15 protein-coding genes, 2 tRNA genes and 2 pseudogenes are annotated in these 21150 nt (G+C 64.2%); 15 read left to right on the plus strand and 4 right to left on the minus strand.

Annotated elements, in window-relative coordinates:
- The first annotated feature begins 62 nt into the window (after positions 1-62).
- From DEF76_RS01045 to DEF76_RS01060, 4 genes and pseudogenes are all read left to right on the plus strand, one after another.
- A tRNA-Lys gene (locus DEF76_RS01045) sits at positions 63-132 on the plus strand.
- A 231-nt stretch (positions 133-363) separates the two neighbouring features.
- A pseudogene (locus DEF76_RS01050) lies at positions 364-627 on the plus strand (IS3 family transposase); the annotation flags it as partial.
- Positions 628-894: 267 nt separating this feature from the next.
- Positions 895-1050: a winged helix-turn-helix domain-containing protein gene (locus tag DEF76_RS01055; RefSeq protein WP_162800425.1), complete on the plus strand. Its 156-nt coding sequence runs from the start codon at positions 895-897 to the stop codon at positions 1048-1050.
- Between the two features lie 66 nt (positions 1051-1116).
- Positions 1117-1637: pseudogene (locus DEF76_RS01060) on the plus strand (IS630 family transposase); the annotation flags it as partial.
- Between the two features lie 273 nt (positions 1638-1910).
- Here the strand turns inward: DEF76_RS01060 and DEF76_RS01065 are convergent.
- Positions 1911-2957, minus strand: coding sequence for an IS110 family RNA-guided transposase (locus DEF76_RS01065; protein WP_114910744.1), 1047 nt, complete (start codon positions 2955-2957; stop codon positions 1911-1913).
- A gap of 140 nt (positions 2958-3097) precedes the next feature.
- On the opposite strand from DEF76_RS01065, the gene DEF76_RS01070 reads away from it, so the two are divergent.
- On the plus strand, positions 3098-4321 hold the full coding sequence (locus DEF76_RS01070; protein ID WP_114910745.1) for an IS256 family transposase: 1224 nt from the start codon (positions 3098-3100) through the stop codon (positions 4319-4321).
- Here DEF76_RS01070 and DEF76_RS19165 read toward each other — a convergent pair.
- Positions 4245-4901, minus strand: coding sequence for a hypothetical protein (locus DEF76_RS19165; protein WP_162800426.1), 657 nt, complete (start codon positions 4899-4901; stop codon positions 4245-4247). The two genes, DEF76_RS01070 and DEF76_RS19165, sit on opposite strands and share 77 nt — an antisense overlap.
- Before the next feature lie 154 nt (positions 4902-5055).
- Between DEF76_RS19165 and DEF76_RS01080 the strand changes: the two genes are divergently transcribed.
- A protein-coding gene (locus DEF76_RS01080; protein ID WP_114910747.1) for an IS630 family transposase occupies positions 5056-6125 on the plus strand; the annotation gives its coding sequence in 2 pieces (ribosomal slippage) (positions 5056-5548 and positions 5548-6125; 1071 coding nt in all).
- 387 nt (positions 6126-6512) lie between these two features.
- Entirely contained in the window at positions 6513-6695 is a 183-nt protein-coding gene (locus DEF76_RS01085; protein WP_114910748.1) for a hypothetical protein, read from the plus strand.
- A 101-nt stretch (positions 6696-6796) separates the two neighbouring features.
- Here the strand turns inward: DEF76_RS01085 and DEF76_RS01090 are convergent.
- Positions 6797-6871 (minus strand) — tRNA-Thr (locus DEF76_RS01090).
- A 301-nt stretch (positions 6872-7172) separates the two neighbouring features.
- Between DEF76_RS01090 and pepN the strand changes: the two genes are divergently transcribed.
- On the plus strand, positions 7173-9851 hold the full coding sequence (gene pepN / locus DEF76_RS01095; protein ID WP_114910749.1) for an aminopeptidase N: 2679 nt from the start codon (positions 7173-7175) through the stop codon (positions 9849-9851).
- A gap of 58 nt (positions 9852-9909) precedes the next feature.
- Positions 9910-11793 carry a sensor domain-containing diguanylate cyclase gene (locus DEF76_RS01100; RefSeq protein WP_114910750.1) on the plus strand — a complete coding sequence of 628 codons (1884 nt, stop codon included), beginning with the start codon at positions 9910-9912 and terminating at the stop codon, positions 11791-11793.
- On the opposite strand, the gene DEF76_RS01105 is transcribed toward DEF76_RS01100, so the two are convergent.
- A complete protein-coding gene (locus DEF76_RS01105) occupies positions 11769-12227 on the minus strand; it encodes a DUF3237 domain-containing protein (RefSeq protein ID WP_114910751.1) in 459 nt (152 codons plus the stop codon). The two genes, DEF76_RS01100 and DEF76_RS01105, sit on opposite strands and share 25 nt — an antisense overlap.
- Before the next feature lie 152 nt (positions 12228-12379).
- On the opposite strand from DEF76_RS01105, the gene DEF76_RS01110 reads away from it, so the two are divergent.
- The 6 genes from DEF76_RS01110 to DEF76_RS01135 all read left to right on the plus strand — a co-directional run bounded on the left by DEF76_RS01110 (position 12380) and on the right by DEF76_RS01135 (position 21085).
- Positions 12380-13516 (plus strand): acyl-CoA dehydrogenase family protein, encoded by a 1137-nt coding sequence (locus DEF76_RS01110; protein WP_114910752.1) that lies wholly within the window; start codon positions 12380-12382, stop codon positions 13514-13516.
- Between the two features lie 179 nt (positions 13517-13695).
- Complete coding sequence (gene mmsB, locus DEF76_RS01115; protein ID WP_114910753.1) at positions 13696-14604, plus strand: 3-hydroxyisobutyrate dehydrogenase; 909 nt, start codon at positions 13696-13698, stop codon at positions 14602-14604.
- Positions 14601-16280, plus strand: coding sequence for an AMP-binding protein (locus DEF76_RS01120; protein WP_114910754.1), 1680 nt, complete (start codon positions 14601-14603; stop codon positions 16278-16280). Before mmsB ends, DEF76_RS01120 begins: the two co-directional genes overlap by 4 nt.
- A 12-nt stretch (positions 16281-16292) precedes the next feature.
- The gene (locus tag DEF76_RS01125; protein WP_114910755.1) at positions 16293-17468 is read left to right on the plus strand and encodes an isovaleryl-CoA dehydrogenase; all 1176 of its coding nucleotides are present in this window, start codon (positions 16293-16295) and stop codon (positions 17466-17468) included.
- Between the two features lies 1 nt (position 17469).
- Positions 17470-19074 (plus strand): carboxyl transferase domain-containing protein, encoded by a 1605-nt coding sequence (locus DEF76_RS01130; RefSeq protein ID WP_114910756.1) that lies wholly within the window; start codon positions 17470-17472, stop codon positions 19072-19074.
- A gap of 7 nt (positions 19075-19081) precedes the next feature.
- A complete protein-coding gene (locus DEF76_RS01135) occupies positions 19082-21085 on the plus strand; it encodes an acetyl/propionyl/methylcrotonyl-CoA carboxylase subunit alpha (RefSeq protein ID WP_114910757.1) in 2004 nt (667 codons plus the stop codon).
- The last annotated feature ends 65 nt before the right edge of the window (positions 21086-21150 follow it).

Raw genomic sequence — 21150 nt, forward strand, 5'->3', positions numbered from 1 at the left:
GTGGGTTTCCGCTGTATGCGGCTATTTGCCTAGGTTCCAGCGCCGGCAGAGTTCGGACACGCGGGCTCGTGTCCGCATGGAACAAGACTTTTAATCTTGGGGCCGTGGGTTCGAATCCCACCGGGCTCACCAAGGCAACAGAGTGATATAACTTGTATAAGCCCCCTCACGACAGGCTGAACTAGCCCCTGGAAATGGGACCGGGGGCGTAGTTGGATAGAGTGCCGTTCCGTCGTGATAGACGGAGCGGATGATGACGACGAAGGCAAGACGGAAGATTGATGCGGCGGATCGACGCGCTGGTCCTGCGCTGGTCAATCCCGGGGTCGCGCCGGATGGGGCGATGCTCGCGGCCGAGCATGCCCCGGGGCCGGGCACAAGATCTATCCCTATTTGCCGCGGGCTCTGGTGATCGACCGGGACTTTCTGTATCTGATGGACACCGGGTTCTGCGTCTCGGCGCTCGAGGCGGCGTTGGCGCGGTTCGGCAGTCCAAAGATCTTCAACACCGTCCAGGGGTCGAAATTCACTTCGACGGAATTCACCGTCATTCTGACCGGTGCCGGGATCAAAATCTCGATGGACGGCAAGGGCCGGTGGATGGACAAAGTCTTCGTCGCGCGGCTCTGACGCTCGCCGTGGCGGCGAGCTTGGACGACGCTACCGCGTCGACCACATCTCCACAGCCACAACAGCAGCAAAAAGCAGCTTGATTTTCATGGAGATCGGAACGGCGCAACTGCCAACTTAATTTCCTAGAGCACGATCGGTTTAAGTCGATCACGCTCTACCCCTATTTTGGCGAGCAAGTTGGCCGGTTTTGATTGAACAGGATGGTTCAATCAAAACCTACCTTGCTCTAGGCCCCTGCTCCTCATCACAGGGTCCAGCTCATTGATCGCGCGACTGCACCGGCTGGGTATGGACCATCGCAAGCCGCAAGCGGTCGCGCTCAAGCTCACCCCCGAGAAGCAGGCCGCCTTTATCAAGGCGTATGCACATCCGCTGAATCAGCTTGAAACGGATGATACCAACCTGAAGTTCCGTTGACTCGAATGTGAGTTGGCTCGGCTCGGGCGGGTATGATTCGCTGAGCTTCCCCGGAGGAGGCTTGCGATGACGGTAGCGATAACGCGTTTGGACTTGTCGGCTATGGCGCTGCGCGAGCGGGCGGCTCGTGCGACGGATGCGAAAGTTTCGAGGCGCCTTTTGGCGATTGCTCTTGTTCTTGAAGGCTGGTCTCGGCGTGATGCGGCCGAGGCTTGTGCCATGGACCGCCAGACGCTGCGCGACTGGGTGCACCGTTACAATGCATTGGGACCTGACGGGCTGGGCGATGCGCCGCGCCGCAACGGCCCGCCACCCCGATTGTCGGCTTCGCAGCAGGCGCAGATCGCGGCATGGGTCAGGCAGGGCCCGGACCTGGAGCGTGACGGCGTGGTGCGGTGGCGCTGTGTTGACCTGCAGCGACGGATCGAGACCGAGTTTGCGGTTACCCTGCACGAGACGTCGGTCAGCCGACTGTTGCGGCGGCTCAAGTTCACGCGGGTCCAGCCGCGTCCGTATCATCCGAAGAAGGACGCTGCGGCACAGGACATTTTTAAAAAGACTTCGCTGGCCTGGTAGCGGGTGGCGTCGTGAAGTGTGTGGAACGTATGGCCCGCCCCGCCTGCAAGTGATTTTTCCGATGGACTGGTCAGTCTGCGTCAACGTATCCGGCCTCAGAGCAAGCTCTCGACCAAGATGGAGATCCGCGCGCTCTGGTTCTCATAATTCTGTCGGCGACAAGTCCGCCATTCCACACATCAGATTTCCAGAACACCGATCGACTGTCAGGCCATCTTTCTTCCACCACCCGCAAACATCATGGACCGGTAGCCGATCATCATATCAGCACCGGTCGATTTCGGTCACACCGTCACACCAACGGCTTTGGCGTCAAATTTGTCGCCGTGACGTAAGACGGCCCACGCAATCCGTGCCAGCTTATTGGCCAATGCGACGACTACGGCGTTCTTATGCACCCTGGTGATCAGCCCCCGCAGCCATCCGCCGAGTGGCGTGGCGCTGGTCAGCAGACCTGGCAGGGCGGAGCGTGCACCATGGATCAACTGCTTGCGCAGATATTTGTTGCCGCGCTTGCTGATCCCGACAAGCCGGGGTCGTCCGCCTGTCGTGATCTGACGCGGCACCAAACCCAGCCAGGCGGCAAGATCGCGGCCATGACCGAAACTCTCACCCTTGCCGATCGCGGCGATCAGCGCGGTGGCGTTGACCGGGCCGATACCAGGGATCGAAAGCAGCCTGCGGGCCGCCTCATCGGCGCGGGCACGAGCAACAAATTCGTCGTCGAAAGCCTCGATCCGGTGATCCAGTTCGCGCCATTCCTTCCGCATGTCGGCAATGAGCGCTTGCGTTCGTGGAGACAACGCGATGCTACCTCCGTCGTTCTGATCGAACCGCCCCACCAGATATTGCGCGAGCTTGCTCCGCCCCTTTGGCACGGTAATCCCCCGTTCAAGAAGGATAGCGCGTAGCTGATTGATCAGCGCCGTACGTTCCACCACCAGGCGATCCCGCGCCCGATGCAACGTCTGCACGTCAAGCTGTTCCTCGCTTTTGAGATCTACAAAGCGCATCGTCGGCCGGGTCGCTGCTTCAGCGATCGCCTCGGCGTCCCGATCATCGTTCTTCTGCGCTTTCACATACGGGCGCACATATTCCGGCGACATCAGCCGGACCGTGTGACCCTGAGCCGCCAACAGCCGCCCGAGATAATGGGCGCCACAGCATGCCTCCATGGCGATCACACACGCCGGGATCTTCGCCGTAAAGGCCGTCACGCTGTCCGGCCGCATCCGGCGCCGTTTCACCACCGCGCCGCTCGCATCCAACCCCGCGAGACTGCAACTGTTCTTGCCCAGATCGATCCCCAATACCGCGATCTCTTTCGTCATGGCACTTTCCTTTCGCTGGCCCCAGCAGACTATACACCGCCGGGGGAAAGGAGCGGGCCATCCCATAATTCTGGGTGGCGTAATCTCCGGGTGAGTTCAACCACCAGGCTCGGCGTTTGAGCGCCGAGGGAGATCACGCCATGGAGAAGAATAGCACAGCGACGCCGGAAACCAGCCTGTTTGATGGCACGGCGTGGTTTGACCCGATCGAGGCGGGCCTGCGGGAGCGGATCCGCGGTTTCCTTGAGACCATGCTCGAGGAGGAGCTGACGGCGGCGCTTGGGCGGGAGCGATATCGCCGTGGTGGCGAGGCAACAGGATATCGCCATGGTGTCCGTCATCGGCAAATCCTCGGCTCGTTCGGCCCGCTCGAGATTACGGTGCCGCGGGGGCGGATGCCGAAGCCCGGGGGTGGAACGGCGGAATGGCAAAGTGCCACGCTGCCTCGTTATGCCCGGATGACGAAGCAGGTGGAGGCGTTGATTGCGGCGACCTATCTCGCCGGCACGAACACGCGGCGGGTAAGGCGGGCATTGGGGGCGTTGTTCAAGGGGGCAGTGGGCAAGGACGTGGTCAGCCGCACGTGGAGAAAGGTCAAGGCGGACTGGGACGGCTGGAACCGGCGGAGCCTGGCCGACGAGGATACCGTCAGGCTGATCCTCGACGGCACGGTGGTGAAGGTCCGGCTCGACCGGAAAGCGACCAACATCTCGCTGCTGGTCGTTCTCGGCGTCCGCCGCGACGGGCAGAAGGTTTTGCTGGCGGTGAAGAACATGGGTGGCGAGAGCGAGGCCGCCTGGCGGGCGGTGCTCGATGACCTGATCGCGCGGGGTCTGCGGACGTCGGACCTGTTGCTGATCGATGGCGGTGCCGGCCTCGAACGCGCCCTCGCCAGCCTTTGGCCCGAGGTGCCGACCCAGCGCTGCACAGTCCACAAGCATCGAAATCTGCTCGCGCACGCTCCCGAGGCGCTGCACGAGGAGATCACGGCCGACTACAACGACATGATCTACGCCGATACCAGCGCCGAGGTGATGCGCCGGCGCCGGCTGTTCCTGGCCAAATGGCGCCTGAAATGTCGCGGTGTCGCCGACAGCCTTGAGGAAGCCGGCGATCGGCTGTTCACCTTCACCCGATTGCCCAAAAGCCAGTGGAAATCGGCAAGAACGACGAATGCGATCGAACGCCTGCACGAGGAGTTCAAGCGCCGGATCAAAACCCAGACCGTCCTGCCTTCGGCAGAGACCGCGGCGATGCTGTTCTGGTCATTGCTCGCATCCGGGCAGGTCACCATGCGCAAAGTCGACGGGTGGCAGAGCCTCGGAGAGCCACCCGCCTCAATGCCTCTTGATCTCGTCGCCTGACCTCGTCATGCTCCCCAAACCGGAGACGCCGCCAAAGGCAATTTCCACACAAACCGCGACGCCACCCCTCGAGATCGAGTTGGTTCTTGACGGTGAGTGTCGCTCCGGTCGGGATAGAGAGAGAGGGCGGCAGACCGCTATTGCCGGCGCCATCATTGACCAGGGTTCCAACCGTCAGGGTATCCGGGGCGTAGCCACCGAGGGTCACGTTGCCATTGCTGGAATTCGTCAGCGTGCCGTCCACGGTGATGTGGGCGGCCGGGCCGGTCGTGGGAGCATTCGCGTTATAGGTTTCGAGACTGCCGGTATTGGAAAGATTGCTCTTGACCAGCAGGTTGCTCGCCGAGACGAACAGGCTTTGGCCAGCGTTTTGGAAATTAGTATCGACCGTGAGATTTTCCGGCCGCAGCGTCTCTGGGCTGCTATTGTTGGTGATACTGAGCGAATTCACCTCGGCCTTCTGGTCGAGGAAAACCGAGGCTTCATTTATCGTCGTGTCATACCAGCCAGCCGAAAGAATGACTCGTCGCTTGAAGACGGCTGGCTGGTATCTTTTTGATGTTGCGCGCAGCCGCCACACCAACCCTGCGCGCATACCGGTCAGCGATTTCGCTGACCGGTATCATAGGTGGTTTCAGCGGTGTTATACCAACCTGAGGTTCCGTTGACTCGAATGTGAGTTGGCGCGGCTCGGGCGGGTATGATTCGCTGAGCTTCCCCGGAGGAGGCTTGCGATGACGGTAGCGATAACGCGTTTGGACTTGTCGGCTATGGCGCTGCGCGAGCGGGCGGCTCGTGCGACGGATGCGAAAGTTTCGAGGCGGCTGCTGGCGATTGCTCTTGTTCTCGAAGGCTGGTCTCGGCGCGATGCGGCCGAGGCTTGTGCCATGGACCGCCAGACGCTGCGCGACTGGGTGCACCGTTACAATGGATTGGGACCTGACGGACTGGGCGATGCGCCGCGCCGCAACGGACCGCCACCCCGATTGTCGGCTTCGCAGCAGGCGCAGATCGCGGCATGGGTCAGGCAGGGCCCGGACCTGGAGCGTGACGGCGTGGTGCGGTGGCGCTGTGTCGACCTGCAGCGACGGATCGAGACCGAGTTTGCGGTTACCCTGCACGAGACGTCGATCAGCCGACTGTTGCGGCGGCTCAAGTTCACGCGGGTCCAGCCGCGTCCGTATCATCCGAAGAAGGACGCTGCGGCACAGGACATTTTTAAAAAGACTTCGCTGGCCTGGTAGCGGCGGCGATCCCGGCCACGGCGGCCCGTAAGCCGATCGAGGTGTGGTTCGCCGATGAAGCCCGTGTCGGTCAGAAGGGAACCCTGAGCTATGTCTGGGCAGAACGGGGTTCCCGACCACTGGCGGTGCGCGACAATCGCCATGACTCCGCCTATCTGTTTGGTGCCGTCTGCCCAGAACGTTGTATTGGTGCCGCCATCATCATGCCGGCGGTCAACAGCGAGGCGATGGCCGAGCATCTTCGGGAAATCAGCACGCAGGTCGCGCCCGGTGCGCACGCCGTGCTGGTGCTCGATGGCGCCGGCTGGCATCAAGCCGGCGAACGTTTGCCGGTGCCCGACAACATCAGCCTGCTACCGCTGCCGCCCTATTCGCCAGAGCTCAACCCAGTCGAAAACATCTGGCAATTTCTGCGCAGCAACTTCCTAAGCCATCAGGTCTGGAACAGCTACGACGAAATCCTTGCCGCCTGCCGAAACGCCTGGAACAAGTTCATGCAAATGCCAAAACAAATCGCTTCGACCACCCAACAAGACTGGATCAAAGCGGTCATTGGATAGGCAGGTTGGTATTATTCGGGACGATCGCAGGATTCCAAGTGCTGGAATTGCTCCAATAGCCATCAGCCCCGAGTTGTGTCGAGACTGCGGTTTGCGCAACCGCCACGCCATGGCCCAACATCAGGGCGAAGCTAGAAGCCATCGCCATTTACCGAAATATCACACGATCCCTCCGTCGCTTCGTCTCAAATATTAATATCGCCCAAGTTATCATGCGCCTCAGCCACAATTCAATCTCCTTCCCGCGCCGCACCGCCGCACCGTCTTCGCGTGGTGCTGTGAGCAGGGTCGTGTTGTTTGATAGGGCTTCGACCGCGGTATTTTATGGACTTCCCACTTCCGCCTCCAGACGAACGTGAGGCGACAGGGCGGCATGAAGCCTCGCCAATGAACCCTCCCCGCCGGCGGCGCGCTGCCGCCGCCGGCGCGATCAGCGCGAACGAAATCGCGCTGCGCTTCAAAGGCCGCGCGCTGCGCCCGAAGGTGGAATCCGTGCTCGCCGGCCTGCTCCGCATGGGCATCATCACCCAAGCCGCACGCGGCACCTATCACCTCACCCGCGCCGCCTGAGAGCGCGCCGATCGCGCGCCAAGCGAGCCCACCCCCGGTGTGCCCCCGAAAGAGCTTGTGCCCCCGAGGAGCAAAACATCACCGATTAAGTCATTGAGAAATGGTGCCGACGGTCAGGATTGAACTGACGACCTACTGATTACGAATCAGTTGCTCTACCACTGAGCTACGTCGGCCCTTGCGTGTCGAGAAACCTTTTGAGATACCCTCGTGAGGCGGTCCTATAGCCGGGCAGTGGCACGGGCGCAATTGCCGCATGATTTGGGCGATCCCTCGATGTGGGATAAGCCTCGCTTTGGCGTTCGCTCCATCCTCATCATCACGACAGCATCGCGCCGCCTGCCGTCAACGGCCCTCAGAAAGATTTTCAAGCTCTGAGGATTTCGTCCTGAGCGGGGAAATTAATGCGGACATTTCTACCTTGGGAAGTAACGCCGGAATGGCTTAAGGTGGCGGCTTTGCGCCCCTGGAGCGACCATGAGTGACACCTCCGCTGCCCCCGTGATCCGCCTCTCAGAGTATCGTCCGCCGGAATTTCTTGTCGAAACCGTCACCCTCGCCTTTGCTCTCGCGCCGGAAACCACCACCGTCACCGCCCGCCTCGGCGTACGTCGCGCGGCCGGGACGCCGGCGGGGGCGCCGCTCGTCCTCGATGGCGAGGGGCTCGCTCTCCGCGCGCTCCGGCTCGACGGCGCCGATCTCGCGCCAGAGCGCTATGCGCTTCATTCCCATCATCTGACCCTCCGCGACCCGCCAGACCAATTCACGCTTGAGACCACGACCGAGATCCATCCCGCCGCCAATACCACGCTCTCCGGCCTTTATGTCTCGGGCGGCAATTTCTATACTCAATGCGAGGCGGAGGGCTTCCGCCGCATCACCTTTTTCCCCGATCGCCCGGACGTCATGGCACGCTACCGCGTGACCCTGACCGCCGATCGCGCGATGGCGCCGGTTCTTCTCGCCAACGGCAATCCCGTTGCGCATGGCGAGAACGATGACGGCACGCATTGGGCGACCTGGGATGATCCGCACCCGAAGCCGTGCTATCTCTTCGCCCTCGTCGCTGGCGATCTCATCGCTGTCCGTGATCGCTTCGTTACGCGCTCAGGGCGGGAAGTCCAGCTCGCGATCTGGGTCAGGCGCGGCGATGAGGACAAGACCGACTACGCCATGCATTGCCTGAAAGCGGCGATGGCGTGGGATGAGAGCCGCTTCGGGCGCGAGTATGATCTCGATGTCTTCAACATCGCCGCCGTGTCGGACTTCAACATGGGCGCGATGGAGAATAAGGGGCTCAATATCTTCAACACCCGCTATGTCCTCGCCCGCCCCGAGACCGCGACCGATGCCGATTATCGCGGCATCGAGACGGTGATCTCGCATGAGTATTTCCATAATTGGACCGGCAACCGCATCACCTGCCGCGACTGGTTCCAGCTCTCGCTCAAAGAAGGGCTGACAGTGTTTCGCGACCAGGAATTCTCCGCAGACCAAGGCAGCCGTGGCTTGCAGCGCATCCAAGATGTCCGCCGCTTGCGCGCGGCCCAATTTCCCGAGGATGCCGGGCCGCTCGCCCATCCGGTGCGGCCAGACTCCTATCACAAAATCGATAATTTTTATACCGCGACGGTTTACCAGAAGGGCGCGGAACTGGTGCGCATGATCGCCTCCCTCCTCGGCCCGCAGCGCTTTCGCGCCGGCATGGACCGTTATTTCGCATCCTGTGACAACCGAGCGGTGACGATCGAGGATTTTCTCGAGGCACTCGGCGCCGGCGCCGGCGTCGATCTCACGCCGTTCCTTGCCTGGTACGCGACCGCCGGCACGCCGGAGGTGACGCTGGCCGAGGACTATGATTCCGAGACCGGGATTTTCACCCTCCATCTCCGCCAGCACATTCCGCCGACGCCGGGGGCGCCGAACAAACCGGCGCTGCCGATCCCGCTCGCGCTCGGGCTTCTGGATGCCGAAACCGGCGCCCCGATTGCGGCGAAACTCGCCGGCGAAACCGCGTCGTCAAGCGCCACGCGCCATCTGCTCCTCGATCAGCCGGCGCAAACCTGGCATTTCGAGGATGTCGGCCGGCGTCCGGTGGCCGCGATCGGGCGGGGGTTTTCGGCTCCGATCAAAATTCTCGGCCTCAGCCGCGAGCGGCTTCGCTTTCTCGCAACCCACGACCCCGATCCGTTTCTCCGCTGGGACTGCCTGCAGCGCTATGCCAGCGAAATTCTGCTTGCTGACGCTGACGCCGTGCGCACCGGCGCCGCCCGTGCGGCGGATGCGGGGCTGATTGCCGCGATCGCCGCGCTGCTCGATCAGGCCGCGGCCGACCCGGCTTTCGTCGCCGAGGCGATCACGCTGCCCGCCGAGACGCAGCTCGCCGAGGAAATGGCGGAAATCGACGTCGACGCCCTGCACATGGCGCGGGAATCCCTGCGTGCGGCGATTGGGCGGGCTCTCGCGGCGCCGCTCCGCGCTTTATACGAAAACCTCCGCGCCGCCTTCTCCCCCGCGATCGACGGCGCCGCGATGGGCCGGCGGGCGCTCGCCAATGCCGCGCTCTCCTATCTCGTTGCCGGCGGCGGCGATGAGGCGATCGCGATGGCCGTCCTGCAATTCCAGACCGCGCCGACGATGACCGGGCGGCTCGGCGCCCTCACCCTGCTCGCCGCGACCGAGCGGCCGGAGCGGGAGGCCGCGCTCGCCGACTTTTACGCGAGGTGGCGGCACGACCCGCTGGTTCTCGACAAATGGTTTGCAATCCAGGGCATGGCGCCGCTGCCGGGGGCGCCGGCGCGCGTTCGCGCACTCACCCGCCATCCCGATTTCACTGCCGCCAACCCCAATCGTCTGCGCGCCCTGATCGGCAGCTTCGCGCAGGCCAATCCGGTCGGGTTTCATGACGCGTCCGGCGACGGCTATGCGCTGCTTGCGGAAACCATCGCCGCCGTCGATCCCGCCAATCCGCAGGTCGCGGCGCGGTTGGCTTCGGCCTTCGGGATGTGGCGACGCATGCCACCCGCGCGCCGGACTCTGATGGCGGCGGCGTTGGCGGAGCTTGCCGGGCGGCCCGACCTCAGCGCCAACAGCCGGGAGGTGATCACGAAAATGCTTGCCCCGTCCCCATCGGCCGGTGGCGTAACCCGCCATTAAGCCTCTTTCTGTAAACTCAAGGAGATCACTGCCCTATCGCAACAGATACGGGGGCCATTTGTCGTCCGCGCGTGTCGCATTCCCCAAGCCACCGGGGCTTATCGCTGTCCTTCTGGTGTTCGTTTGCCTGCTCGAGGGGGCGATTGTGCTCTCGCGGCTCTGCGGCGAAACGCCGGCAATCTGGGTCGCCAACGGGGTTCTGCTCGGCGCCCTGCTTGTCGTCCCGAGCCAGCGTTTCGCTGGCTACCTCCTCATTTGCCTGCTCGCCGATTTCGCGCTCAATGAAGGCCGCGGCGATCACCTGCTGCTCAGCTTCATCCTTGCCGTTTGCAAACTCGCCGAGGTGGCGATCGCGTATGGTCTGCTGCGCGGGCGTTTCGGCGCCCGGCCCGATCCGGCGCGGCCGGGCGCTTTGGTCCGCTTGGCCGTCACCGCCCTAACCGCTCCCGTCTTCCCGGCGATTTTCGCTGCCGATGCGCGATTTTATTTAGCCGACGAGGCATTCGCCAAGAATTTGGTCGATTGGTATGCCGCGAGCGCTCTCGGCTTCATGATCGTAACGCCGCTCATTCTCGCGCTGTTCCGGCCGCGTCGGCCGGCCCCGCCGGCGGCGAAGCAGTTTTTTTCGGCGTTTCGCTATTTTGCTTTCCTAGCCGCGGTCTGCGTCGTGGTGTTCTCGCAGTCACGCTATCCGCTGCGCTTTCTGGTATTCCCGCCGCTGCTCCTGATCGCGGGCCGGCGTTCACTGGTCGAAACCGCGGCGGCGACGCTATTTGCGGCGCTGACCATCCTCGGCTTCACGGTTGCCGGGCATGGGCCGATTTCGCTGCTGGCTCAGGCCGGGGTCCTGAGCCAGGGCGAAAAACTCCGCATCGCGCAGGGTTTCGTCTTCATCCTTGGTCTTTGCGCGCTGGCGCTGGCGGCGCGGACGGAGCAAACGCGGCGGCTTCGCGAAATCCTCGCCGCGCGGCAGGCGCGGCTGCGCGAAAGCGAGCGGCGCTACCGCGCGCTCGCCGATAATTCCAGCGACGCGATCTACCGCATGGCGATCGACGGTCGCCGGCTCTATGTCTCGCCGGCGGCGCAGGAGATGTTCGGCTTCTCGCCGGAGGAGCAGGTCGGGCGCCATTGGCGCGAGGACGTGCATCCCGAGGACTGGCCGGCGGTCAAGGTCGAACTCCGCAAGCTCGCCGCCGGCAGCGATACCGTCGTTTTTTCCTATCGCCGCCGGTGCAAGAATGGCCGCTTTGTTTGGGTGGAGACGCGGGTGCGCGCGGTGCGCGACCGCGAAAGCGGCGTGGTGGGCGAATATATCGCAAGCTCGCGTGACATCTCGCGGCAAAAATCGACCGAGGAAAAGCTGAACGCCGCCAACGCCGCCCTCGTCGCTCTCGCCGCGACCGACGGCCTGACCGGCATCGCCAACCGCCGCAGTTTCGACGAAGCCCTCGAGCGCGAATGGCGCCGTGGCCAGCGTGAGCAAACAGCGCTTGCCCTGCTCATGATCGATGTCGATCACTTCAAGCCGTTCAATGATTTCTACGGCCATCTCGTCGGCGACGATTGTCTGCGGCGGCTCGCGGCGACGATCAAAGGCTGTCTGCATCGCCCGGGCGATCTCGCCGCGCGCTTCGGCGGCGAGGAATTCGCGGTGCTATTGCCGACCACCGACGCCGTCGGCGCGCTCGAAATTGCCGAGCGCATCCATGATGCCGTCGCGGCGCTCGACATCGTCCATGAAGTCATTCCGCTCGGGCGGATTTCGCTCAGCATCGGCATCGCGAGCGACGGGCCGGAGCGTTACCACAGCGCCAAGGCGCTGCTACAGACCGCCGACCGCGCGCTCTATCTCGCCAAACACGAAGGGCGCAACCGCAGCGTCATCGCGGTGATCGACGATCTCGGCGGCGCTGCTGGTCACGATATCGCGAAGACACGATAGACCGGGCCGCTCGGCGGGCGCTGGCCGATGCCGACGGCGAGCAGATCGTTGAGCCAGGCATAGCGGGGATCGCCAGTCTCGAAAATCAGCGCGGTGCGGAAATAATACTCGTCCGGCGCGACCGCCTCCCCGGCCGCAAGCCGGCGCATCACCGCCTCGGGGCCGGTGCGAAGACCGTGATAGCGGACATAGATCGCCGCCCCATCTGCGGTTTCAAGGACGATCCGCACATCGAGAAGAGTACGCCCGCCGGCGCCGACGACCAATGCGTCCTCGCCGATCGGCAGGATGCGCCCGGAGAGCCGCGGCCCGGTAAAACGCCCGCCGCGGATCGGCACCACCCGCCGCTCGCCATAAGCGTTCGGCCCGATCACCGCCGGCGCGCCGACTTCGATCGCCATTTCAAACAGAAATTCGCTCGCCAGAGTGTCCATCAGATCTCTCCCCACGCCAGCTTGACCGCTGACACGGAGCGACGCAAGCCCTTGGAAGGGGTGTCACGATCGCGCGGAAGGGCTAACATGCCCGCTCACGCGCTTGCCTCGGGGTAACGGGCGGAAGACAATCGGCGGGAGGAGCAAACGGCATGGATTTCGACCTCGACGAGACACGGCAAGCGATCCAGGACACCGCCCGCCAATTCGCCCGCGAAACTCTCCTCCCCAACGCCGCGCACTGGGATGAGGCGCGCATTTTTCCCCGCGAGGCGTTGCAAGCCGCCGCCGCCCTCGGCTTTGCTGGCATCTATACGCGCGAGGCGCATGGCGGCAGCGGCCTCGGGCGGCTGGAGGCGGCGCTGATTTTCGAGGAACTCGCGGCCGCCGACCCCTCGACCGCGGCGTTTCTTTCGATCCACAACATGGTCGCCTGGATGATCGACCGCTTCGGCGATGAGGCTCAGCAAGCGCGGTTTTTGCCCAAGATGATGCGCGGCGAGATCATTGCGAGCTATTGCCTGACCGAGCCGGGCTCCGGCTCGGACGCGGCCAGCCTCCGCACCACGGCGCGGCGGGATGGCGCGCATTACGTGCTCAACGGCAGCAAGGCCTTCATCTCGGGGGGCGGCGCTTCCGATCTCTATGCGGTGATGGTGCGCACCGGCGGCGCTGGCCCGCGCGGCATTTCCTGCGTTCTGGTCGAGAAGGGAACGCCGGGTCTTGCGTTCGGCAAGCCGGAACGGAAACTCGGCTGGAACAGCCAGCCGACGACGCTGGTGACGTTCGAGGAGTGCCGTGTGCCGGTGGCCAACCGGCTCGGCGCCGAGGGTGAGGGGTTCCGCATCGCTTTGGCCGGGCTCGATGGCGGGCGCGTCAACATCGCCGCCTGCTCGCTCGGCGGCGCCCGCGCGGCGCGCGATCTCGCGCTCGCCTATGTCCGCGAACGCCGGCAATTCGGCCAGCGCCTCGCCGATTTCCAGGCGCTGCAATTCCGCTTGGCGGATATGGCGACGGAGTGGGAAGCATCCCGGCTGATGGTGCATCGCGCCGCCGTCGCCCTCGATCAGGGCGCGCCCGATGCGACCAGCCGCGCGGCGATGGCCAAGCGCTTCGCGACCGATGCCTGTTTTCGCATCACCGATGACGCGCTGCAGCTTCATGGCGGTTATGGCTATATCAAGGACTACGCCATCGAGCGCTATCTGCGCGATCTCCGCGTGCATCGGATTCTCGAAGGCACCAACGAGATCATGCGCGTCATCATCGCTCGCCATCTGCTCGCCTAATGAGCGGGAAAAAATGTTCTTTTTTGAAAAAAAGAACCAAAAAACTTTCCCCCGTCGGGCAGCGCCGCAGGCGCGGCCCGGCAGACATAAGTCTTTTTGCTTCTTTTTCTTCAGAAAAAGAAGAGATTTACCTTTGTTTTCTTCCATAACGCGCAACAGCCCCTAGAGGAGATCGCGGCATGACAGACATCGCCTTCATCGGGCTCGGCAACATGGGCGCGCCGATGGCCGCCAACCTGCTGCGCGCCGGCCACCGCGTGCGAGGCTTCGATCTCAACCCCGCGCTCGTCGCCGCGCATCAGGCCGCCGGCGGTATCGCCGCGAGCAGCGCCATCGCCGCTTGCGAGGGCGCCGAAGTCGCGATCTCGATGCTGCCGGCAGGCGCCCATGTCCGCGCTCTCTATCTCGGCGATGGCGGTGTCATCGCGGCCTTGCGCGGGCGCGATGCGTTGCTGATCGATGGCTCAACGATCGATGTCGAAACCGCGCGCGCGGTCGCCGAAGCCGCCGCCGCCGCCGGCCTTGCGATGCTGGATGCGCCGGTCTCGGGCGGCGTTGGCGGCGCCCAGGCGGGGACGCTCACCTTCATGGTCGGCGGCGAGGCGGCGGCGTTCGCGCGGGCGCGGCCGATCCTCGCCGCGATGGGCAAAAACATCGTCCATGCCGGCGGGCCGGGCGCTGGGCAGGCGGCGAAAATCTGCAACAACATGATCCTCGGCGTCTCCATGCTCGCGGTGTGCGAGGCCTTCGTGCTTGCCGATCGGCTCGGTCTCGCGCGCGAGAAATTATTCGAGGTCAGTTCGACATCTTCCGGCCAATGCTGGTCGCTGACCTCGTACTGCCCGGTTCCCGGCCCGGTGCCGAATGCGCCCTCCAACCGCGACTATGCACCCGGCTTCGCGGCCAGCTTGATGCTCAAGGATTTGAAACTCGCGCAGCAGGCCGCCGAGGCGAGCGGTGCCGCAACCCCGCTCGGGGCGAGCGCGGCGTCGCTCTATCAACGCATCAACGATGCCGGTCTCGCGGGCAAGGATTTTTCCGCGGCCTTCACCTGGCTTTCGGCGCAGACCCGCGAGGTGGTGCCATGAGTGTTGCGAATTTTCGCGCGGCGCGCGACTTTCTTTTTACCCACCGCACCGATTTGACCACGGCGGCACGCGATTTCCGCTGGCCAGAACTCGATAATTTCAACTGGGCGCTTGATTGGTTCGACGGTCATCTCGCCCGCGGCGAGAGCGCGGCGCGGCCGGCGCTGATGATCACCGGCACCGGGGCTGCGCGGCTCAGCTTTGCCGAACTTTCGGCGCGCTCGAACCGCGTCGCCAATGGATTGCGGGCGCTCGGGGTTTCGCGCGGCGATCGGATCCTGCTGATGCTCGGCAATGTCGTTGCGCTCTGGGAGGTGATGCTGGCGGCGATGAAGCTCGGCGCCATCGTCGTGCCGGCGACGACGCTGCTCGCGCCATCCGATCTCGCCGACCGTTTCACGCGCGGGCGGGTGCGCTTTCTGGTTGCGGACGGGGAGGCCGCGGAAAAATTCGCCGGGCTCGATCCCAATGTGCGGCGCATCGCCGTCGGCATGGTGCCGCCGGGCTGGACCGATTATCAAAGCCTCTATGCGGGATCAGCGGATTTCACGCCCGATGGCGCGACGCACGCCGATGATCCGATGCTGCTCTATTTCACCTCCGGCACCACCGCGCGGCCGAAACTGGTCTTGCACAGCCATCGTTCGTATCCGGTCGGCCATCTCTCGACGATGTATTGGCTTGGTTTGCAACCGGGGGATCTCCATCTCAATGTCTCCTCGCCGGGCTGGGCGAAACATGCTTGGAGCTGCTTTTTTGCGCCCTGGAACGCCGGCGCGAGCGTGTTCATTTTCAACCAGCCACGCTTCGTTGCGCGTGATTTGCTGGATGCCATCGTCGCCCACCGCGTCACCTCGCTCTGTGCGCCGCCGACCGTTTGGCGGCTGCTGATCCAAGAAGATCTCGCCGCCTGGAAAACCAGCTTGCGCGAAGTGACTGGTGCTGGCGAGCCGCTCAATCCAGAAGTGATCGAACAGGTCGAACGCGCCTGGGGCCTCACCATCCGCGACGGCTATGGCCAGACCGAAACCACGGCGCAAATCGGCAATCCGCCAGGGCAAAAAATCAAACCCGGCTCAATGGGTCGGCCGCTCCCTGGCTATCGCATCATGCTGCTGGATGCAGAGGATCACCCGGCCGAAGAGGGCATGGTCGCGATCGCGCTCGACCCGCCGCCCGCCGGCCTGATGCGCGGCTATCAAAGCGATGACGGCGGTATCGAGGCGATTGCCGGCGAATTTTACCGCACCGGTGACGTCGCCTCGCGCGATGCGGAGGGCTATCTCACCTATGTTGGCCGTGCCGACGATATTTTCAAAGCCTCTGACTACCGCATCAGCCCGTTTGAATTGGAAAGCGTGTTGATCGAGCATCCCGCGATTGCCGAGGCCGCCGTTGTGCCGGCGCCCGATCCGCTGCGTCTTGCGGTGCCGAAAGCCTATGTCAGCCTCATCGCCGGGCACGCCGCCGATCGCGCGACGGCGCTCGCGATTTTTCAGCATCTCCGCGCCCGGCTCGCGCCCTATAAACGCATTCGTCGCCTCGAATTCGCGGATTTGCCGAAGACGATTTCCGGCAAGATCCGGCGCGTCGAATTGCGCCGCGCCGAGGCCGCGCGTGGCACCGAGCGCGCCGCCGGCGAATTTCGCGAAGAGGATTTTCCCGAACTCTCCTGAAAGGATTTGCTCATGGCCATCCCGAATGCCGCGAGCGGGCTCGATTTCGCGCTCGGCGAGGAGATCGACATGCTGCGCGATCAGGTGGCGCGCTTTGCGAACGCCGAAATCGCGCCACGTGCCGCAGCGATTGACCGCGACAATGAGTTTCCCGCCGATCTGTGGCAAAAAATGGGAGAGCTCGGCGTGCTCGGGATCACCGTCGAGGAGGCGTATGGCGGTGCCGGGCTCGGCTATCTCGCCCATTGTGTGGCGATGGAGGAGATCAGCCGCGCGTCTGCCTCGGTTGGGCTTTCCTATGGCGCACACTCCAATCTTTGCGTCAATCAGATCCGCAGGAACGGCAGCGCGGCGCAGAAAGCGCGCTATCTCCCACCCCTGATCGCGGGGACCAAAGTCGGCGCGCTGGCGATGAGCGAGCCCGAAGCGGGATCGGACGTGGTCTCGATGCGGCTTCGAGCGGAAAGGCGCGGCGATGGCTATGTGCTCAACGGCACCAAAATGTGGATCACCAATGGCCCTGACGCCGACGTGCTGGTGGTTTATGCCAAGACCGATCCCGAGGCCGGGCCGCGCGGCATCACCGCCTTCATCGTCGAGCGCGGCATGAAAGGATTTTCCTGCGCCCAAAAACTCGACAAGCTCGGCATGCGCGGCTCCAATACCGGCGAATTGGTATTTGAGGACTGCCTGGTGCCGGCGGAGAATGTGCTCGGCGCGGTTGGGCGGGGAGTAAATGTTCTGATGAGCGGCCTCGATTACGAGCGCGCGGTTCTCGCCGCCGGGCCGCTCGGCATCATGCAGGCCTGCCTCGACGTGGTTTTGCCCTATGTCCATGAGCGCCGGCAATTCGGCCGCCCGATCGGGGAATTTCAGCTCATGCAAGGCAAAATCGCCGATATGTACGTGACGCTGAATGCCGCCCGCGCCTATGTCTATGCCGTCGCCGCAAGTTGCGATCGTGGCCAAACCAACCGCAAGGACGCCGCCGGCGCCATTCTCTACGCCGCCGAACGCGCAACCTGGATGGCGCTGGAGGCGATCCAGTGTCTTGGCGGCAATGGCTATATCAATGATTACCCGACCGGGCGGCTATTGCGCGATGCAAAGCTCTATGAGATCGGCGCTGGCACTTCGGAAATCCGCCGCATGCTGATCGGCCGCGAATTGTTCCAAGAGACCGCGTGAGATGCAGATTTCCTCGACGATCGATCCGCGTTCGCCGCAATTTCGTGAAAATCAAGCGGCGATGGCGACGCTGCTTTCAGACCTCAACGCCAAGCTCGCCGCCATCGCCGAGGGCGGCGGGGCGGAGGCGCGGGCACGGCATATTGCCCGCGGGAAGAAGCTGCCGCGCGAGCGGATACGTCTCCTTCTCGATCCTGGCGCGCCCTTTCTCGAATTATCGCCGCTCGCCGGGTTTGGCCTCTATGACGACGCGGTGCCGGCGGGCGGGATCATTACCGGCATCGGCCGAATCAGCGGTCGCGAATGCATGGTGATCGCCAATGACGCGACGGTGAAGGGCGGCAGCTATTTCCCGATCACCGTGAAAAAACATCTCCGGGCGCAGGAGATCGCGTTTGAGAATAGACTGCCGTGTCTCTATCTCGTCGATTCGGGCGGCGCCAATCTTCCCAACCAAGACGAGGTTTTCCCCGATCGGGAGCATTTTGGCCGCATCTTTTATAATCAGGCGCGGATGTCGGCGGCCGGGATCGCGCAGATCGCAGCCGTCATGGGATCCTGCACCGCCGGCGGCGCCTATGTGCCGGCGATGTCCGATGAGAGCATCATCGTCCGCAACCAGGGCACGATTTTTCTCGGCGGGCCGCCGCTGGTCAAAGCCGCGACCGGGGAAGTGGTGAGCGCGGAAGAGCTCGGCGGCGGCGAGCTGCATGCGAAAATCTCAGGCGTTGCCGATCATCTCGCGGAAAATGATGAACATGCGCTCGCCATCGCGCGTCGTATCGTCGGCCATCTCAACACCGTAAAGCCGCACGCGCTCGCGCTCCGCGATCCTCTGCCGCCGCGTTACGATGGTGCCGAGCTGCACGGGATCGTGCCCAAAGATCCACGCCAGAGCGTCGATGTGCGCGAAATCATCGCCCGCATCGTCGATGACAGCGCGCTCGATGAATTCAAACGGCTCTACGGGCCGACTTTGGTCACCGGGTTCGCTCATATCCATGGCTATCCGGTCGGCATCATCGCCAATAACGGCATTCTTTTCTCCGAATCCGCCGAAAAAGGCGCGCATTTCATCGAACTTTGCGCCCAGCGCGGCATTCCCCTGGTATTTCTGCAAAACATCACCGGCTTCATGGTCGGGCGTAAATACGAGGCGGGCGGCATCGCGAAGGACGGCGCCAAGATGGTAACCGCGGTTGCGACCGCGAATGTGCCGAAATTCACCGTTATCATCGGTGGCAGTTTCGGCGCCGGCAATTACGCGATGTGCGGGCGCGCTTACGGGCCGCGCTTTCTGTTTCTCTGGCCGAATGCCCGCATCAGCGTCATGGGCGGCGAACAGGCGGCCTCGGTGCTTGCGCAAATCCGCCGCGACAATCTCGAGGCGCGCGGCGGAACCTGGCCAAAAGACGAGGAGGAGGCGTTCAAGGCGCCGATCCGCGCGCAATATGAAACCCAAGGGAACCCAACCTATGCGTCCGCGCGGCTGTGGGATGATGGGGTCATCGATCCGGCGGCAACCCGCCGCGTGCTCGCGCTTGCGCTGTCGGCGGCCTTGAACGCGCCGATCGCGGCCACGCGCTTTGGCGTCTTTCGGATGTGAGGCCGCGATGTTCGACAAAATCCTCATCGCCAATCGCGGTGAAATCGCCTGCCGCATCATGCGCACGGCGCGGCGGATGGGTGTCAAGACGGTTGCCGTCTATTCCGAGGCCGATCGCGACGCGCGCCATGCCGCCGAGGCTGATCAGGCGATCGCGATCGGGCCGGCGCCGGCGCGGCAGAGCTATCTTTCGATCCCAGCGCTGATCGACGCGGCAAAAGCGAGTGGCGCCGCGGCAATCCATCCCGGCTATGGGTTTCTCTCGGAAAACGCGGATTTCGCTGAGGCCTGCGCCGAAGCCGGCATCGTTTTCATCGGCCCGCCGGCGAGCGCGATCCGCGCCATGGGCTCGAAGGCGGCGGCGAAGGCGCTGATGGCGGCGGCCGGCGTGCCGTTGGTTGCTGGCTATCACGGCGAGGATCAGAGCGAGGCGCGGCTCGCCGCGGCGGCCAGCGAAATCGGCTATCCGGTGCTGATCAAGGCCTCGGCCGGCGGCGGCGGCAAGGGCATGCGCATCGTCACGACACCGGGCGAATTTGCCGCGGCCCTCGCCGGTGCCAAGCGCGAGGCCGCTTCCGCTTTCGGCGATGATCGTGTTCTGGTCGAAAAATATCTCGAGCGGCCGCGCCATATCGAGATCCAGGTTTTTGCCGATCAGCACGGCAACTGCGTGCATCTTTTCGAGCGCGACTGTTCGATCCAGCGCCGGCATCAGAAAATCATCGAGGAGGCGCCCGCCTTCGGCCTCGATGCCGCAACCCGGGCGGCGATGGGGGAGGCGGCGATCCGTGCTGCGCGCGCCGTCGATTATGTCGGCGCCGGAACGGTAGAATTCATCAGCGCCGGTGGCACGTTTCACTTCATGGAGATGAACACGCGGCTGCAGGTCGAGCATCCGGTCACCGAAATGATCACCGGCCTTGATCTTGTCGAATGGCAATTGCGCGTTGCCGCCGGCGAGAGGCTCCCGCGCAGGCAGGACCAGCTCGCGATCGCCGGCCACGCGATCGAGGCGCGGATTTACGCCGAAGACCCGGCGCGTGATTTTCTCCCCGCGACCGGGATCATCCGCTATCTCGCGGAACCGGCGGCGAGTGCCGCGGTGCGGATCGATTCCGGCGTGCGCGCGGGCGATCGCGTCGGCGTGCATTACGATCCGATGCTTGCCAAGCTCATCGTCCATGGGGACGACCGGGCGGCGGCGCTGGCGCGGCTGCGCGCGGCACTCGCGGAGTTTGTCCTGATCGGCGTGCGCAACAATCTCGCGCTGCTGCGCGCCATTGCCGCGCACCCCGATTTCGCGGCCGCCGCCCCCGATACCGGCTTCATCGCGCGTCACCCCGATCTGCTCGCGCCGCCCGCGGCGGCAGCGCCACCCGCAGTGCTCGCGGCCGCGGCGCTCCATGTGCTCGCCGGGCGTAGTGCTGTGCTGGCGCGCGAAACCCGGGCGAGCGCCGACCCGGCCTCACCATGGGCGGCGCGGGATGGCTGGCGGCTTCATGGCCAGGCGACGGAGGATGTGCATTTGCGCGCCGAGGACGGCGATCACCGGATCGCGGCACTCTGGCAAGCGGAGGGCGCCTATCGCCTCACCTTGCCGGATGGCGCGGCAATGGAGGCGCGCGGCCACGCGGATGGCGCGCGATGGCGCCTGATCCTTGATGGTCGTCAGCGCGGCCTTACCGTGGTCGAAACCGAGGAGGCGTTGGTGGTGCTCGACGAGACGGGGGAATACCGCTTCCGCGTCGTCGCCCCGGGCGCGGCGGCGGCCGACGAGGGCGAAGGCGATGGCCGCATCGTCGCCCCGATCCCGGGCTATGTCCGCGGCGTCCTCGTCGCGCCCGAGGCACCCGTCGCGCGCGGCCAGGCGCTCGTGGTGATGGAGGCGATGAAAATGGAAATCACCCTCACCGCCCCTTTCGCCGGCCGGGTCGGCGCGGTGTCCGCGGCGATCGGCGCGATGGTGGAAGAAGGGCAGGAATTGGTGGTGATCACCCCGGATCGGCCGTAGCCGCCTCGCGGCTGATCGGCCCCTTCCCGCCGCGGCGCCGCGCTCCGAGAAAATAGGACAAAAGT

Origin of the sequence: Acidibrevibacterium fodinaquatile, from assembly GCF_003352165.1 — a bacterium.
Classification (GTDB): domain Bacteria; phylum Pseudomonadota; class Alphaproteobacteria; order Acetobacterales; family Acetobacteraceae; genus Acidibrevibacterium; species Acidibrevibacterium fodinaquatile.

Coding starts and splice junctions, on each gene's coding strand:
- DEF76_RS01130 (WP_114910756.1), top strand. CDS start 17,470: ATGCAGATTTCCTCGACGATCGATCCGCGTTCGCCGCAATTTCGTGAA.
- DEF76_RS01085 (WP_114910748.1), top strand. CDS start 6,513: ATGAACCCTCCCCGCCGGCGGCGCGCTGCCGCCGCCGGCGCGATCAGC.
- DEF76_RS01065 (WP_114910744.1), bottom strand. CDS start 2,957: ATGACGAAAGAGATCGCGGTATTGGGGATCGATCTGGGCAAGAACAGT.
- DEF76_RS01125 (WP_114910755.1), top strand. CDS start 16,293: ATGGCCATCCCGAATGCCGCGAGCGGGCTCGATTTCGCGCTCGGCGAG.
- DEF76_RS01070 (WP_114910745.1), top strand. CDS start 3,098: ATGGAGAAGAATAGCACAGCGACGCCGGAAACCAGCCTGTTTGATGGC.
- DEF76_RS01135 (WP_114910757.1), top strand. CDS start 19,082: ATGTTCGACAAAATCCTCATCGCCAATCGCGGTGAAATCGCCTGCCGC.
- mmsB (WP_114910753.1), top strand. CDS start 13,696: ATGACAGACATCGCCTTCATCGGGCTCGGCAACATGGGCGCGCCGATG.
- DEF76_RS01105 (WP_114910751.1), bottom strand. CDS start 12,227: ATGGACACTCTGGCGAGCGAATTTCTGTTTGAAATGGCGATCGAAGTC.
- pepN (WP_114910749.1), top strand. CDS start 7,173: ATGAGTGACACCTCCGCTGCCCCCGTGATCCGCCTCTCAGAGTATCGT.
- DEF76_RS01110 (WP_114910752.1), top strand. CDS start 12,380: ATGGATTTCGACCTCGACGAGACACGGCAAGCGATCCAGGACACCGCC.
- DEF76_RS01120 (WP_114910754.1), top strand. CDS start 14,601: ATGAGTGTTGCGAATTTTCGCGCGGCGCGCGACTTTCTTTTTACCCAC.